Source organism: Aeribacillus sp. FSL K6-1121 (genome assembly GCF_038003725.1).
Lineage (GTDB): Bacteria > Bacillota > Bacilli > Bacillales > Aeribacillaceae > Aeribacillus > Aeribacillus composti.
The window spans coordinates 3,439,369-3,455,339 of record NZ_JBBOPS010000001.1 but is presented as its reverse complement, the minus strand read 5'-3'; the positions used below and the strand labels follow the sequence as shown (position 1 = coordinate 3,455,339).

The 15,971-nt window shown below is 40.8% G+C and carries 17 protein-coding genes; 1 reads left to right on the top strand and 16 read right to left on the bottom strand.

Annotated features, from left to right (window positions below; all coding sequences use genetic code 11):
- Positions 1-89 precede the first annotated feature (89 nt).
- The 13 genes from NSQ61_RS16885 to prfA all read right to left on the bottom strand — a co-directional run bounded on the left by NSQ61_RS16885 (position 90) and on the right by prfA (position 13,395).
- A complete protein-coding gene (locus tag NSQ61_RS16885; RefSeq protein ID WP_340807629.1) occupies positions 90-2,336 on the bottom strand; it encodes a S8 family serine peptidase in 2,247 nt (748 codons plus the stop codon).
- 275 nt (positions 2,337-2,611) lie between these two features.
- Positions 2,612-3,241 (bottom strand): uracil phosphoribosyltransferase, encoded by a 630-nt coding sequence (gene upp, locus NSQ61_RS16880; protein ID WP_063389021.1) that lies wholly within the window; start codon positions 3,239-3,241, stop codon positions 2,612-2,614.
- 189 nt (positions 3,242-3,430) lie between these two features.
- The gene (gene glyA, locus NSQ61_RS16875) at positions 3,431-4,672 is read right to left on the bottom strand and encodes a serine hydroxymethyltransferase (RefSeq protein WP_311066659.1); all 1,242 of its coding nucleotides are present in this window, start codon (positions 4,670-4,672) and stop codon (positions 3,431-3,433) included.
- Between the two features lie 503 nt (positions 4,673-5,175).
- Entirely contained in the window at positions 5,176-5,724 is a 549-nt protein-coding gene (locus NSQ61_RS16870) for a TIGR01440 family protein (protein WP_063389023.1), read from the bottom strand.
- A gap of 12 nt (positions 5,725-5,736) precedes the next feature.
- Positions 5,737-6,183 carry a ribose 5-phosphate isomerase B gene (gene rpiB, locus NSQ61_RS16865; protein ID WP_063389024.1) on the bottom strand — a complete coding sequence of 149 codons (447 nt, stop codon included), beginning with the start codon at positions 6,181-6,183 and terminating at the stop codon, positions 5,737-5,739.
- 16 nt (positions 6,184-6,199) lie between these two features.
- Positions 6,200-7,495: a methyl-accepting chemotaxis protein gene (locus NSQ61_RS16860; RefSeq protein ID WP_066251307.1), complete on the bottom strand. Its 1,296-nt coding sequence runs from the start codon at positions 7,493-7,495 to the stop codon at positions 6,200-6,202.
- 16 nt (positions 7,496-7,511) lie between these two features.
- Positions 7,512-7,964, bottom strand: coding sequence for a low molecular weight protein arginine phosphatase (locus NSQ61_RS16855; protein WP_327848500.1), 453 nt, complete (start codon positions 7,962-7,964; stop codon positions 7,512-7,514).
- A gap of 215 nt (positions 7,965-8,179) precedes the next feature.
- Positions 8,180-8,725: a manganese efflux pump MntP gene (locus tag NSQ61_RS16850; protein WP_063389026.1), complete on the bottom strand. Its 546-nt coding sequence runs from the start codon at positions 8,723-8,725 to the stop codon at positions 8,180-8,182.
- Positions 8,726-8,987: 262 nt separating this feature from the next.
- The gene (locus NSQ61_RS16845; RefSeq protein WP_094244718.1) at positions 8,988-10,031 is read right to left on the bottom strand and encodes an L-threonylcarbamoyladenylate synthase; all 1,044 of its coding nucleotides are present in this window, start codon (positions 10,029-10,031) and stop codon (positions 8,988-8,990) included.
- Positions 10,032-10,205: 174 nt separating this feature from the next.
- Positions 10,206-10,637, bottom strand: a complete 432-nt coding sequence (locus tag NSQ61_RS16840) for a GNAT family N-acetyltransferase (protein WP_063389028.1) — start codon at positions 10,635-10,637, stop codon at positions 10,206-10,208.
- Positions 10,638-10,701: 64 nt separating this feature from the next.
- Positions 10,702-11,346: a stage II sporulation protein R gene (gene spoIIR / locus NSQ61_RS16835; RefSeq protein ID WP_066251316.1), complete on the bottom strand. Its 645-nt coding sequence runs from the start codon at positions 11,344-11,346 to the stop codon at positions 10,702-10,704.
- 114 nt (positions 11,347-11,460) lie between these two features.
- Positions 11,461-12,321, bottom strand: a complete 861-nt coding sequence (gene prmC, locus NSQ61_RS16830) for a peptide chain release factor N(5)-glutamine methyltransferase (RefSeq protein ID WP_130156429.1) — start codon at positions 12,319-12,321, stop codon at positions 11,461-11,463.
- Between the two features lie 3 nt (positions 12,322-12,324).
- The gene (gene prfA / locus NSQ61_RS16825; RefSeq protein WP_063389031.1) at positions 12,325-13,395 is read right to left on the bottom strand and encodes a peptide chain release factor 1; all 1,071 of its coding nucleotides are present in this window, start codon (positions 13,393-13,395) and stop codon (positions 12,325-12,327) included.
- Positions 13,396-13,957: 562 nt separating this feature from the next.
- Here prfA and NSQ61_RS16820 point away from each other — a divergent pair.
- Positions 13,958-14,452 carry a MerR family transcriptional regulator gene (locus tag NSQ61_RS16820; RefSeq protein ID WP_066251323.1) on the top strand — a complete coding sequence of 165 codons (495 nt, stop codon included), beginning with the start codon at positions 13,958-13,960 and terminating at the stop codon, positions 14,450-14,452.
- An 88-nt stretch (positions 14,453-14,540) separates the two neighbouring features.
- Here NSQ61_RS16820 and NSQ61_RS16815 read toward each other — a convergent pair whose 3' ends face one another.
- The 3 genes from NSQ61_RS16815 to rpmE all read right to left on the bottom strand — a co-directional run bounded on the left by NSQ61_RS16815 (position 14,541) and on the right by rpmE (position 15,965).
- A complete protein-coding gene (locus NSQ61_RS16815; RefSeq protein WP_340807624.1) occupies positions 14,541-14,972 on the bottom strand; it encodes a hypothetical protein in 432 nt (143 codons plus the stop codon).
- A 134-nt stretch (positions 14,973-15,106) separates the two neighbouring features.
- Complete coding sequence (locus tag NSQ61_RS16810) at positions 15,107-15,679, bottom strand: thymidine kinase (RefSeq protein ID WP_063389034.1); 573 nt, start codon at positions 15,677-15,679, stop codon at positions 15,107-15,109.
- 85 nt (positions 15,680-15,764) lie between these two features.
- Entirely contained in the window at positions 15,765-15,965 is a 201-nt protein-coding gene (gene rpmE, locus NSQ61_RS16805; RefSeq protein ID WP_063389035.1) for a 50S ribosomal protein L31, read from the bottom strand.
- Between the last annotated feature and the right edge of the window lie 6 nt (positions 15,966-15,971).

Below are 15,971 nucleotides of genomic sequence, written 5' to 3'. Positions count from 1 at the left end.
GGCACCATTCAATGTCAATCTGTTTCACTTCAAAAGTTGAGCTATTTGTTAAGAATATCACAATTTGTTCACAAATATATTTGCTGTTTCTATTGACTTTTTAATATTTTTTTATCTAAAATGATTGTCGTTTCATAGCTGCTTTCTTCCCCGTCTTTTTTTGCAAAAATAAGCGCTTTGTAAACGCCGTTTGGAATGTCCTTAAATTGCCCGGAAATATCTCTTTTCAACAAACCTCCCGGGATATTTCTTTGCCAGTCTAAAAACCCTTTGAATGTTAAAGTATCCGGATCATACAAGGCAATCCCGAATTCATCCGCCCCTTGCGGCAAATAAAGTTCATAATGGTACATATTCCCTTGATCGGCAAGACCAAATTCAAATCCCATGATTTTTGGATAACTCTGTTCGCCAACAACGAATAAATATGGAAGGCGGATTGTCTGGCTGCCGCCCGTCACAAGAAGAGTCCCGTCATACAATCCTTCCCTCAATGATTTCGGTGCAACATCAATCGAGACGGATACTTCTCTTTTCCCGTTAGCAGGAACCTTTACGGAAATAGGGAGCTGCCATTGAACCCCTTTTTGATAATGCGGTTTAGAAAAAACAAACGTTTTTTCTTGATCGGAGAGATTTTCAAGAGTTAACGTGATCTCTTTCTTTTTCCTGCCGATATTTTTGTGAAATTGACCGAATGATAGAGATGCCGGATAAATGAGAGCTCTTGTCTGAACAGCTGATAAAATATCGATTCTTCCCGCCCCCTGCTCAAACACCTTGTACAGCCTTCCATTTTGATTATAAAGCGGTTTAGCAGTATTCATCATAGCTGCTTTTATTTGTTCCGGTAACCAATCTGGATGCTTTTGTTTGATCAATGCCGCTGCGCCTGCTATATGCGGAGCAGCCATGCTTGTTCCTTGAAGAGCCATATACCCTTTAGGTATTGTGCTGTCAATGCCTACACCAGGCGCGACAAGATCGGGCTTCACTTCCCATGTGACTGTTACCGGTCCTTTTGATGAAAAGGGTGCGAGGCGATCTTGTTCTGTCCGAATGATTGTTTTTATGAACGATTTTTCGTTCAATAGTTTGCGCAGCCATTCGCCATCTTCCTTTGAGATGGACACAACAGGAAGGTCAATTTTTTCTTCTAAATTGCCGGTAAATCTCCCTTTCATATTGTTGTAAATAATCAACGCTTGGGCTCCGGCTGATTTTGCATTTTTCGCTTTTTCGGCAAACGTGATTTCCCCGCGCTTCACCAAGGCTATTTTTCCTTTAACAGAAGGTTTAAAGTCTTTTTTCTCCCCTAAGCCTGCATATTCTATTCGTCCTCTAATTGTTGTCCAAGGGGCAGAATTGAACAAAGAGTCAGCTGGCATTTTCTTTTGAAATCCTGAAAGGGTTAAATACTTTACGTCAAGCGGCGGTGTCGATGCGCCGACGGAAATTGCTTTGCTTGCAGTGCCAGGCGAACCGACGGTCCAAATGTTAGGACCAGAGTTTCCGCTTGATACAACTGCAGTTATCCCCTCTTCAACGGCTCGGTTTAACGCCAGGCTTGTCGGATAATCCGGGCCGTTCACATCATTGCCAAGAGAAAGATTTACGATATCTACCTGATCCTCAATCGATTTTTCAATCGCTGCAATAACTTGGTCTGTCGTCCCGTATCCATGAGGGCCAAGCGCTCTATAGGCAATGATGGAGGCATCCGGAGCAACCCCTTTCAATTTTCCATTTGCGGCTATAATTCCTGCTACGTGAGTGCCGTGAATTGTCCTCGAATTGTCTTTCGCGACTGTTTCCATTGGGTCTTTGTCTAGATCTACAAAATCAAATCCGCCTTGATAATTTTTTTGTAAATCTCGGTGGTTGTAGTCGATCCCCGTATCTATAACAGCTACTTTCACTCCTTTTCCCGTCAATCTTTCATCCTTCGCGTCAAAATAGCCGCGTGCATCGATGCCGCCTATAAAAGGAACACTTTCTTCAACCGTTGCTTGAAAAGTCGTTACAGGCTCTGCATGTTCAATGTAAGGCTCCTTTACAAGCTGATCGAGGTCTCTTTTTTTTCCTTTCACAGAAAATCCAGCAAACGTTTTTTTATATTCCCAGCAAATGTTTATTTCAGGATATTTTTTTTGAACCAACTCTTTTATTTTTGAAAGGTTCTGATCTGACAAAACAATGATCATTGTCACTTGTTCATCCGCATTCTCTTCAGGGATTTGTGGATGTTCGGGGAAAGTCTTTGCAAAAGCAGTTACATCTAAAACGTGGAATATGAAGAAAAAAAGCAAACAAATTCGCACTGAAGGGTTTCCCATTTCTATCACCTCAGCACTTATTGTTTGCTATGAACATCAGTTTATTGCATGAAAAAAGTCGTTTTAAGGGAAAAGTGGGAAATTGATGGAGCTGTTTAATAAGTCGTTTTTACGGCTTATTGACGCCTATTAATGTTTCAGAAACGTTGATATATCGATGTTTATGATTTTGTGTTTTCAAATGGGGATTTGACTTTCTGGACAGCTCCTTATATTAATGAATTTTCATACTATGCTAAAAAGAAAGAGAGGGCACTTCACTTCGCCCTCTCCTGTTATTTTGTACCAAATAAACGATCTCCTGCATCTCCTAAACCTGGTACGATATAGCCATGGTCGTTTAATTTCTCATCAAGTGCGGCAATGTAAATATCGACATCTGGATGAGCTTCTTCCATTGCTTTTACCCCTTCAGGAGCAGCTACTAGACACATGAAACGGATATTTTTTGCACCGCGTTTTTTTAGACACTCTATTGCTTCAACTGCTGAACCGCCGGTAGCCAGCATTGGGTCAACAACGATGAAATCCCGCTCTTCCACATCAGAAGGAAGTTTTACATAGTATTCTACAGGCTTTAATGTTTTCGGATCCCGATATAACCCGATATGGCCGACTTTTGCGGCAGGAATCAGTTTCAAAATGCCGTCAACCATTCCTAGCCCCGCACGCAAAATGGGAATAACCCCAAGTTTTTTTCCTGACAAGATTTTTGTTTTCGCTACTCCTACCGGGGTTTCTACTTCCACTTCCTCCAGCGGAAGATCTCGTGTTATCTCAAACGCCATTAATGTAGCAATCTCATCCACAAGCTCTCGAAATTCTTTTGTTCCGGTTTTTTTATCGCGAATATAGGATAGCTTATGCTGAATTAACGGGTGATCAAATACAAACACTTTGCCCAAGTTTCACATCTCCTTTTCTTTTGCCTCAATAGATTTTACAGAAAAAATTTTTGAGTTTCAACATTTTCACCAACCTTTTTCGACAACATTCCAAACGATGAAATCCATTTTAAATAGTTTTAAGAGGCAGAAAATTAAAATAAAAAAAAGAGCGTCCGAAGCATGTGGCTTCGAACACTCAATATTTCCTCAATAATTTGGGTAGAGCGGGAATTTTTCTGTTAAAGCTTGCACCCGTTTTCTCGCTTCTTCCAATTTAACTTCGTCTTGATGGAATTTCAATGCAAATGCAATAATCGATCCGATTTCATCCATTTCTTCCAAACCAAAACCGCGGCTTGTGACAGCTGCCGTTCCAATACGGATTCCGCTTGTAACAAAAGGTGATTCAGGATCGTATGGAATCGCGTTTTTATTCACAGTAATGCCGATTTCGTCCAAAACATGTTCAGCAACTTTTCCTGTTAATTGCAGGTTACGGACATCAACTAAAATCAAATGGTTATCTGTTCCTCCAGATACTAAAGTCAGTCCTTCTTCTTTTAATTTTTCTGCCAGCCGCTTCGCATTGTTGATAATGTTTTGCGCATATGTTTTAAATTCTTCTTGTAAAACTTCTCCCAATGCTACCGCTTTTGCTGCAATAACATGCATTAACGGACCGCCTTGAATGCCTGGGAAAATGATTTTATCAATTTGTTTTGCAAATTCTTCTTTGCATAAAATCATTCCGCCTCTTGGACCGCGAAGTGTTTTATGCGTCGTAGTTGTTACAAAATGGGAGTACGGCACAGGATTTTGATGAAGACCTGCAGCAACAAGGCCGGCAATATGAGCCATGTCAACCATTAAGTAAGCTCCCACTTCATCAGCGATTTCCCGAAACTTTTTAAAATCAATTTCACGAGGATAAGCGCTGGCACCAGCAACAATGATTTTCGGTTTATGCTCAAGAGCTTTAGCTCGAACATCATCATAATCGATAAGATGAGTGTTAGGATCAACACCGTATTCAACAAAATTAAATTGCATTCCGCTGAAGTTTACCGGACTTCCATGCGTTAAATGGCCGCCGTGAGACAAATTCATTCCGAGAACAGTGTCCCCATGATTTAAGACAGCATAGTAAACAGCCATATTGGCTTGAGAACCGGAATGCGGCTGAACGTTTGCATGCTCAGCTCCAAAAATTTTTTTCGCCCGTTCGCGAGCTAAATCTTCCGCAACGTCAACATATTCGCATCCTCCATAGTAGCGACGTCCCGGATAACCTTCTGCATATTTATTTGTTAATACAGAACCTTGGGCCTCCATTACCGCTTCACTGACAAAATTTTCTGACGCAATCAATTCGATTTTCGTACGCTGGCGCTTTAATTCGTTCTGTATCGCTTCATATACTTCAGGATCCTGTTGTTGAATATATTTCATGAAATGTTCCCCCTCTAGTCTTTCATCGATTGAACGGCACAGGCGAGCGACAAAATCGTCATGCCGATCTACTTATTAATCAGAATAACCGTATTGATCATCCTTTGGCAACCCTTTTCTTTTATGTAAGCGTATTCTTCCCAAACTTTTTTTTGGCATGAATAGTTTTTAATTCGGAATTTCTTAAAACCTCGATTCTGCCTGTATACTTAAACTATCAGTTTGTAAAATGAATCATGTCTTGTACAACTCGACCAACGGAGCTTCTATACCTAGCTCAATGCACAGAGTCGTCAAGCAGGAAATGATCGGCAACCTGTATTTTCACTAAACAAAATCGCATCAAAGTTTGATACGACTTTTGCTTACAATTTCTAAAGATGGAGGGGCCCCGATACTTCAAAGAAATGATGTGCATGTTTTTTTTCGTTCCGCTCCACTTCTTTTATAAAAAATAGCAGCACAAACCATGACGTAAGTTCGCACTGCTAATATTCGAATGTTTATTTTGTATAAACTGCCCGCGCACCGCCGATAAGCTTCGGCCGGCTAAAAGCTAAGTTTACATGGGCTTGTCCGACTTGCTTGACCGAACTTCTAACAGGGACAGCAACATGCTTTAAATGCATGCCAATAAGTGTATCTCCGATGTCAATGCCTGCATCTGCCTTAATAAATTCAACAACAACCGGATCCCTCATATGCTCATAAGCAAACGCTGCCATGGAACCGCCTGCTTTCGGGATTGGGATGACAGAAACGATTTCGTAATTGCGCTTTTCTGCTGTTTCCCGTTCAACGACAAGAGCGCGATTCAAATGCTCGCAGCATTGAAAAGCGAGCTCTACACCTGTTTCTTTTTGAAATTCCGATAATGCAGAAAATATCATTTCGGCAACATCCGTATTTCCGGCAGTGCCGATTTTTTCTCCGATTACTTCGCTCGTTGAGCACCCTATGACAATCAGCTGCCCTTTTTGAATTGGTGCTTTTTCTTTAAAATCGGCCAACACTGTTAAAAGCTGTTCCCGGTATTCTTGCAATTCCGGCATTCGATCATCACCTTATAAATGGGTTTCTTCATATTTTGAAATTTTTTCTATTCTATTCGCATGCCTGCCTCCCACATATTCAGTTGTCAGCCACGTTTTCACAATTTCGCGGGCAAGTCCCGGCCCGATGACACGTTCACCCATTGCAAGCATGTTGCTGTCGTTATGCTCCCGGGTTGCTTTTGCGCTAAACACATCATGTACAAGGGCGCAGCGAATACCTTTTACTTTATTGGCCGCTATTGACATTCCGATCCCTGTTCCGCAAATTAAAATACCGCGGTCAAATTCTCCTTTCGCGACTCGTTCAGCTGCCGGCAATGCGTAATCAGGGTAATCAACTGATGTCCCACAGTCGCAGCCGATATCTTCGTATTCGATATTCATCTCGTCAAGCAATTTTTTGATTTCTTCACGTATGTTGACCCCTCCGTGATCTGAGGCAATTATGACTTTCACTAGATGCTCCTCCTTTTTATTTTTCATAAGTAAATCGATCGATTACTTTCTTTAGCTGCTGAGCGCTTGCTTCAAGCTCTCTCGTTAATTGATTAATGTTAGAAATATTATCAGCTTGTTCTTGTACAGATGAGGCCACTTCCTGTGCACCAGCAGAAGTCTCTTCGGCAATCGCTGCCACTTCTTCGGATTGCGCTCCTGTTTGTTGAATGCTTTTTTGCTGTTCGTCCATCAGCTCGCTGATCACCTTAACCGCTTCGGCAACATGCAAAATCGATTTCGACATCTCCACAAGAATTTTCTCTGTTTCTTTCCCTCTTTGCGCTTCTTGTCGAGCTGTTTTCACTTGATCTCCAATCTGTTCAACAACATTGCTTACTTCTTTTTGAATGTTAGAGATCAGCTCGGAAATTCCTTGAACAGCTTTGGCGCTTTGGTCAGCAAGCTTTCGAACTTCTTCCGCAACGACAGCAAACCCTCTGCCGTGTTCACCTGCTCTTGCCGCTTCAATTGACGCGTTCAGCGCCAGCAGGTTTGTTTGATCGGCAATATCGCCGACAAGGGATACAATAGTCTCCACCTTTTTGGCATTTTCTTCAAGACGCTGTACCGCCAAAATAGATTGCTCGTTTTTTTCGGCCAACGATTGAATCCCTTTAATTAAAGATTGAAATATCTTTTTGCTTTGGTCAAGTGATTGAACCATTTCATTCGCCATTTTTTCGGATACTTTTGCTTTTTCTTTTACCTGACTAGCAAGCTCTACCGTATCTTCCACCGCTTCTGCTGTTTCCTGAATAGCAGCCGCCGATTGGTCGGCTCCTGTTGAAATTTCCTTAATCGTATATGAAATGCTTTCAGCTTGTCTTGTTGCCTGTTCTGTTGCAGCATGTATTTGTTTCACCTGCTCATTTGTTTGCTCAAAATTTATTTCAATGTTTTTCACCATATGTCTTAAATTGGAAAGCATTTCATTAAAGGCTCTGCTCAAGGACCGAATTTCATCATCTGATTTGATGTCAGGAACATTTACGGAAATATCGCCATCGGCCGCTATAAGAGCAGCCTTTTCAAGCCGCTTTAGCGGAGAAATAAGAAATCCAGCTGCAATAGCTGTTAAAATCCCTGACCATATGATTCCAAGAGTCAACGTCAAAATGGTAAAAGATGTTCGGTCAATATATTGTTTCACATACTCGTATACAACATAAATGAAAAATCCGCTTGTTGAATATGTAATAAGAGCAACAATCGTAATAAAGATGACGATTTTTAAACGGATGCTGAATTTGTATCGATTCTTGTTTTTCACAGAGTCCACCTGCCTGCTAATTTGTTTCTAATTTTGAAATAAGCTTTTGAAGCAATTGCTCCAGCTCTTCCCTTGTTTTTCTGTACTTTTCCACGGAACTGCCAAACGGATCAGTAATATCACGTATCTCCCCATCTTTTCCAACAACGAACTCGCTTACCGTAAATGTTTTTTCGGCTGCTTTAGGAAAAAATTGGCATAATATGTTTTTATGATCTTTAGTCATCGTAAATACATATGTTGCCCAATCGATATGTTCTTCCGTAAGTTTTGAAGCACTGTGCTCAACATGTATTCCCTTTTCCTCCAGCACTTTTTTTGCATTTTCTGAAATTTTCTGCCCATCCAATGCAAACACGCCTGCTGAACGAACGTTAAATCCGCCGTTTTTTTGCAAATGCTTAAAAATAGCCTCCGCCATCGGGCTTCGACATGTATTTCCGGTGCAAACGAATAAAATGTTTGTCACAAGGTTTTCTCCCTTCTATCTCTCCCTTTTGATGTTACCTTCATTATAATCAAAAAGTTCGAAAGAATGGAAACCATGAGGAATTTTTTTTATTTTTATTATCGACAAAAAGTCACAATTTTTTTGCATAATAGGCATATTTAACCAAAAAAATTAACAAAAAAAAGCACGTCCAATGACTGTGCTCAAACGATTGGTTTAGACAATACAGCTTTCTACATTGAAAATAATAATTTCAAGCCAAATACAAGCAAAATGCTGCCACCAAAAGCTTCACTATATGTGCCGAACCAATCTTGAACCCGTTTGCCGATCAATAACCCGCTCCAAGTGAGCACCATGCTCATAAAACCAAACATTACGACGGTTAACAAAACCTCCGCTCCGTAGATACCTAGACTTAATCCTACCGAAAAACTGTCTAAACTGACGCTCAGCGCAAAAAGGAACAGGCCGATGCCGACCGGTGCAATGAAAGGCGATTCATCGCGTTTAAAAGACGAATAAATCATTTGAATTCCTAAAAGAGTGAGCAGACATCCTCCAATATACATGGCAACTAAACCAAACTTTTCCGATAGTACTTTCCCCAAGACAATTCCGATAAGCGGCATGATCATATGAAAAATCCCAATATATATACCGATGTCAAAAATTTGCTTCCATCGCAAACGAACTAAGCCCATCCCAAGGCTAACTGAAAAGGCATCCATCCCTAATGCAAATGCCATTAAAAATAAAGTTACTATTTCTGCAGCCATATAGATAACCTCCCCCGGACACGCATATTGAACGATATGCACGTCAGAGGGACATTATGACAAAGAATGGCGCCCGGTTCATTGATCTCTGTTTATTTAACTGCGCGATCTGTTTCTGCCTATGCGTGCGATGGCAGATGAGCCTTTACCATTTTTATATTTGCTTTTGATCTGTCAATTCCGCCTGTTAAACAAAGGATCAGAAAGTCTGGACTCAAAAAAACCGGCCTGAGCGCCGATTTTTGTTCAAGGCATTAAAAGTTTACCGTTCTTTTATGATCCGGTGGGATGCAGCTTTTAACAAGCGATTCATAATAGCTTGTCCAACTCCTTCCGCAGGAAACGCTTCGCTGAATAATACATCCAGCTGTTCTTCATTAAACTTTCTGAGCGAATCATACAGTGCGCTGGCAACTGTTCGCAAATCGCTTCTTTTTCCGCAGACAACAATTTTATCCGCACTGTAAAAACGACTATTTTCTTCAGTTGTCAACACCCCGACTTTTTTTTCTTTTTCTTTCTCTTTTTGTATTAATTGTTCAATAAATTCTTTGCTTCCATCGACAATCGTTAAAGGAGCATCAGGTGCATAATGTGTATATTTCATGCCCGGCGCTTTCGGCATTTCCTCCTGATTCAGCAGCGCAGCATCTATGCGCACCGAACCGATGACTTCTTCTAATTGCTGCTTTGTAACACTACCTGGACGCAGGATCACTGGAATATCCTCGGTGCAGTCAAGTACTGTTGATTCTACGCCAAGTCCAGTAGGGCCTGCATCGACAATTCCCGGGATTCGCCCTTCGAGATCATCCATGACATGTTTAGCAGAAGTGGGACTTGGCTTTCCGGAAAGATTGGCGCTCGGAGCTGCAATCGGCAGATTTGCTGCTTCGATTAATGCTAATGCTGCAGGGTGATCCGGCATGCGCACTGCTACTGTTGATAATCCTGCTGTGGCAAGATTCGACAGACCTTCTTTTTTTGGCAAAACAAGGGTGAGAGGGCCTGGCCAAAAACGGTCAATTAATGGATCAATCCAATCGGGATAGCTATCCACAATCTCTGTTAACTGTTCTTTTTTAGCAATGTGGATAATTAACGGATTATCGCTCGGTCTTCCTTTCGCGCTATAAATTTTTGCTACTGCTTCATCGCTTTTCGCGTTTGCTCCTAGTCCATAGACTGTTTCTGTTGGAAAGGCAACCAATTCATTTTTTTTCAATAGTTCGGCTGCCTGAACAATTTGTGGAGAATTTTTTGTAACATGCTCTAAATTATCCACAATCCAATGCTTCGTTTTCATTTCGTTTACTCCTTTGCTAATACATGAACGAGTGTTATGAATCTTTCTAAGCAATAGTGAAACTGTTCAATTATTTTTCAAGAACAAGCTTTATCCACAAATTGTGGATAAAGCTGTTGATTGCAGTGGATAAATATTGTGGATATTGTGTATAATTTATACGTATCCTTAGCGTTATTTTACCATAAACTCTACATTTGGAACGGATACCAACTGATTCATCAGATTTGACGCAAGCATGTGGGAAGGCAATTCATCCGCTTGAATCCTCTTGAATCCCAATATTTCTAATAACTCTGCTACAGAATTTTTGTTGACTGCAAAATAAATATTTTTCAAACGAAACTGTTCCATTAATAAGTCTGCCGATTTTAATAGGGAAATGATATGTCCTTGATTCAAATTGCTGGACACAACGCAAGAGCGGAGGAGACCATCCTGATTGATGACTTCCATTCCTAGACATCCCGCTATTTCACCATGATCAGTCTCCATAATAATAAAATGGCTGTTGTCGAAGCCTTCCGTGGAAACGCCCGCTTGATCTGCAAATTGTTGAATGGTTTTTAAGTCTTCCCTTTCCGCAAACCGCAATGAATAATACACGCTTTCACCCCTTTTATTCGGACAAATCTAGTAATCAATGTATGAGGCAAAAGCTGAATTAGACCTATGAAAACAGATTTGTAAACCATTCTACTAAGAAAAATTTCACTTCTACTTCCTCATCATGTTCTTCAGGAGCGAATAAGTTTTTTGTTTTCTCTAATTTCTTTTCTTCTTTTACTTTATCCTTTTCTTCATCCTGTTGAATAGCTTCACCGCTTGAAAAGTCGACAAAGCAAAGCGGCGGAAACAACACACACCACCAGTTGGCTCCTTTTCCTTCTCCAAGAGTGATCAATATGGCTTCATAGTTTCCAGCCGGATAAAGGAAATTTCCATAAAGCTTTGTCGGAAATTGAATTTTTTTAAACTCCACTGTAAAGGATTGGCTGCTGTTTTCCTGTTTTAAAACGCTTTGGACGATATCCTTAATTTCTGGTATTTTTGCTCGAATGATTTTACGCGCCTCATCAATCGAAGTTAGATCCTGAACCCATTGATTAATTGCTTCATTGACCGCATTCCGAACATTCCGTTTTAAAGCTTGATCTTCCGGAGAATCGCTATTTGCTAAAATTCGCAGACGAATGGCTTCGTCAGGAATGATCACCGTCTCATTTTGTTTTGCGTCTGTCGGCATTTCATAAGCTGTTAATAGGCTGCCAAACAGCATTAAAAAAATATATATAACAGATAATTTCTTTTTCATCGTTTTTCCTCTCCCTTCAGTACGTCATTATCGACAGAAGAGAGAGATCTTAAACATAAAATTGGTTCAGATTTAAAGTTTGCTAGAAAAGGAGGGAATGGCTCGAAAAGCTTATTATAACGAAAGGACAGCAAATACTTTCCGTTCTTTTCCATTCATATCGTATTCAATTTGTACCTCTGCTTTTGGAAACCTATTCTCTAGCATGCTTTTCACATCTTTTCCTTGTCCGTGCCCGATTTCAAATGCGATTAATCCAGGGTAGCGGATCACATCTGGAAGCTGCTCCACAATTTTTCGATAATACAAAAGGCCGTCCGCTCCTCCTGAAAGCGCTAATGTCGGCTCCCAGTCCTTTACAACCGTTGACAGCTCCATGATTTCTTCATCCGGAATATACGGCGGATTGGACACAACAACATCCGCTTTTTGCTTTGCATTTATAATAGGGTTCAGCAAATCGCCTTGATAAAAATGCACATTAGCACAAAGCTTTTCGCTATTTTCTTTTGCCACTGCAAGCGCTTTTTCGGAAATATCGGTGGCAGACACGCGCATTTTTTTATTTTCAAGAGCCAATGTGACGGCAATAGCACCGCTCCCCGTGCCAATATCTACAACATCGATTTGCTCCCTTTCAGAAAATAAACGTTCAGAGTGGAGCAGCACGCCTTGAACTAGCTCTTCCGTTTCCGGTCTCGGAATCAATACATGCTCGTTCACCTTAAAAGGGCGGCCGTAAAATTGTTCGCAGCCGATAATATATTGCACAGGCATCCCTTGAGCATGTTTTTGCACGTCCTGCTGAAAGATTTCCCATACTTGTTTGTCAATATCCATTCTTAAATCGGCAAGCAAGCCCGCCCGACTTTTCTTCATATGATGCAAAAGCAGCAATTCTCCCGCATTCTCATCTCTTCCCGCTTGTTTTAAAAAAGAAGAAGCCCATTTGAGGGCTTCGAAAACTTTCGGCATGGTTTACTCCCCTTGGGATTGCAGTTTTTTCGCTTGATCTTCTAAAATGAGGGCATCGATAATTTCATCCAATTTTCCTTCTAGGATGAGATCAAGCTTTTGTAATGTGAGACCGATGCGATGGTCTGTAACTCTGTTTTGCGGGAAGTTGTACGTACGAATGCGTTCCGATCGATCACCGGTTCCAACAGCAAGCTTTCGGTTTTGATCGTATTCCGCTTGCGCTTCTTGGCGGTATTTATCTAAAATGCGGGCACGCAAAACCTTCATGGCTTTCTCTTTATTTTTTATTTGCGATTTTTCATCCTGGCAGGATACGACAATTCCGGTTGGAATGTGTGTTAAACGTACAGCTGACATCGTAGTGTTAACGCTTTGTCCTCCAGGACCGCTTGATGCGAATGTATCAACACGGATATCTTTCTCGTTAATTTCTACTTCTACCTCTTCTGCTTCCGGCAAACAGGCGACTGTTGCAGTTGACGTATGAATTCTGCCTCCAGATTCCGTCTCCGGTACCCGCTGCACGCGATGGGCACCGTTTTCAAATTTTAATTTGGAATAGGCTCCTTTTCCTGTAATCATAAAAATGATCTCTTTATAGCCGCCAGTCCCGGTCGTGTTTGCTTCCATCACTTCTATTTTCCAGCCTTTATCTTCCGCATACCTAGTATACATGCGGTAAAGGTCTGCAGCAAAAAGCGCTGCTTCCTCTCCGCCTGCTGCACCGCGGATCTCCATGATAACGTTCTTTTCATCGTTTGGATCTTTTGGAAGCAATAAAATTTTTAATTGCTCAATCAGCTCGCTTTCCCGCGCTTCAAGCTCTGCCAGTTCCTCTTTTACCATTGCCCGCATTTCTGGATCAAGCTTTTCTTCAAGCATGCTTTTTGCATCTTCTAGCTGCTCTCTTACCTTTTTATATTCACGGTAAACTTCAACCGTTTCTTGAAGATCAGATTGTTCTTTCGAATATTCGCGCAGCTTTTTCGGATCGTTGACAACCTCCGGATCCATTAAAAGCTCATTCAATTTTTCATATCGGTCTTCAACCGCTTGCAAACGTTCTAACACGGAATTTCACCTCTATTTTTAATCATAGCCCACTCATAGGGAAACTCCTATGTGGTGCACCGTTTGTAACTTTCTAAATTATAGTATAGGAAACTGTACCAGTCAAAAACAACCGTTTTTAACAATTGGGAAGCAAAAAAGCTTTTTTCGATATGCGATGCTGCAAAGTCGATTTTACAGGTTCGGACGGCTTTTATAATCACATCAAGGTTTTGTTAAAAAGCGATTAATCAATCCAATATGCCGCCATCATTTGTACCAAACTAGCAACCTTTTAAAAATTTTCGTTTTTGATCTAGAGTGCAAGACAAAATCAAGTCGGCTGACAGACAAAACCAGATGTATGCGGACGAATGATTCTGCCATGAAATAGAATCAGCGGCCGAATGGAACAGAATATATTTTTTGAAGCTCTCGCAGTTTCAAACGTTCGGATAATTGCCGGCTCCTCTGTCGATATTCTAGAACTTTTGCCGGATGACCGCTTGTTTTGTCAAACAGGAAGGGTTCTCCTATAAAAAGCTGAATATGTATATTATGATCGTTTGAAAGGGGAGGTTCGATGAATACAACCGATGCTGCCAAAAAAATCGGTGTTTCTCCGAAAACAGTTCAGCGCTGGATCAAACAGCTTAATCTTCCAATGGAACGGAACGAACTTGGACATTATATGTTTTCTGACGAGGATATCGCCTTGCTCAAAGAAGTTCACAATCAAATAAAACAAGGAGTTCCAATGCAACAAGTAATAGTAAAAGCGAAAAGAAAAGAATCGGCTAAAAATGCTGGTGGAACGGTTTCGAACGAATTGTTGAAAAAAATAGCGGATCTGGAGCAAATGATCTATTCAAAAGCTGACGATGTCGTGTCATATCAGCTTTTAGTGCAAAGAAAGGAAATTGAAGAGCTGACAGGAAGGATCGAGACGCTCGAAAGAAAAATAAAAGAGCTTGAAAGCAAAAAAAGTATGCCTGAACTTCAAATGTCTTCGATTGATAAACCCCGAAAAAAGAAGGCAGTATATAAAACGCTGCTCAGCTCCATTTTCGGTTTATAAGCCCGTCTTCATGACACACACTCGATACACGAAATCAATTTTCGATTTATAAGTTCTTTATAAAACTCGCTCAATCGGTGAACGAGTTTTATTTTTTATTGATTAACTGAACATGCAAGTTGTATCGGGGCAGTGCGCGCTGCAACTTGTCATACAGCTCCTTTTGCCGGTTTTCGCGTTGTTGTTCCGTCAATTTTTGTGATGTATAAATAACCGCCCAAGCATCGTCCCCATTTGTCCAAAAAGAATCGAGCTCTAAACCTTTTTCAGTTTCCAGTGTACGGACGATTTGTTCTTTTGCCTCCCTGATCGTCAAGGGGCTGTTCGCAATATTTATGTTTGGATTTTGTGTTTGCTGGTCGACCACATCTCTTGTATTTTCAGGCTTAACGTCCCTCGTCATCAGGTTGGATCCATTATGATCGAGATTTAATGAGCGATTATCTGATATTTTATCCGCCGTTCCACACCCTGACAGTAAATATATTGCCGCCAAAATGAATGGTATCAATATTCGCATAAAAAGCACCTCCTGTTCTTAAGGTGCCCAAAAGGATCAGCTCTTTTAAATGAAAATATTTCCTTATAGTAAGATTCTCTTCATCACACCTTGCCGACAACGTTTCTTCCCATCTAATGCAAATAAGCAATGATTCATAACGGCGGATTCGCGTGGCACTTTCGGCAGACAGGATAGTACTTGTCATTTCCTCCGATTTGGATTTGCTCGCCCGAATATACTGGTTTGCCGTTGTCGTCAATCCGTAAATTCATTGTTGCTTTCCTTTCGCAGAACCAGCAAATCGTTTTCATTTCCTCAATTTTATCCGCAAAAAGCAGCAAATATTTGCTTCCTTCGAAAAGCTCATTTTGAAAATCGTTTTTCAATCCAAACGCCATTGCGGGAATATTCAATTTGTCAACAATATCCGCAAGCTCAAGTACATGCTTTTTCTTTAAAAATTGTGCCTCATCCACTAGCACACAGTACGGCTTAGGCTGATACTCCTTCACAATTTGGAAAATATTCGTATCATCGTAGATCGGTATCGCTTTTCGTCTGAAGCCAATTCTGCTTGATACATATCCAACTTCATCACGAGTATCAATGGCAGACGTGAAAATCAGCACCGATTTGTTTTGTTCCTCATAGTTATGAGCAACCTTTAAAATTTCGATGGATTTGCCGCTGTTCATCGCCCCGTATTTAAAAAACAATTGCGCCATATTTAAAAATCTCTCCCCGTTTTATAAAAACATGTCAAATAAGTGAAAAAACAGGCAGAATGAAAAGACTGCCTGTTTTACATAATTATTTAAGACCGTATTTTTTGTTAAATTTGTCTACACGTCCGGCTGCAGTTGCAAATTTTTGACGGCCTGTATAGAACGGATGGCATTCAGAACAAATTTCAACGCGCACCTCATCTTTAACAGAACCGCTTTCAAATTCGTTTCCGCATGCACATTTTACGAGTACTCTTTTATAATTTGGATGAATTCCCGGTTTCATAGTTTT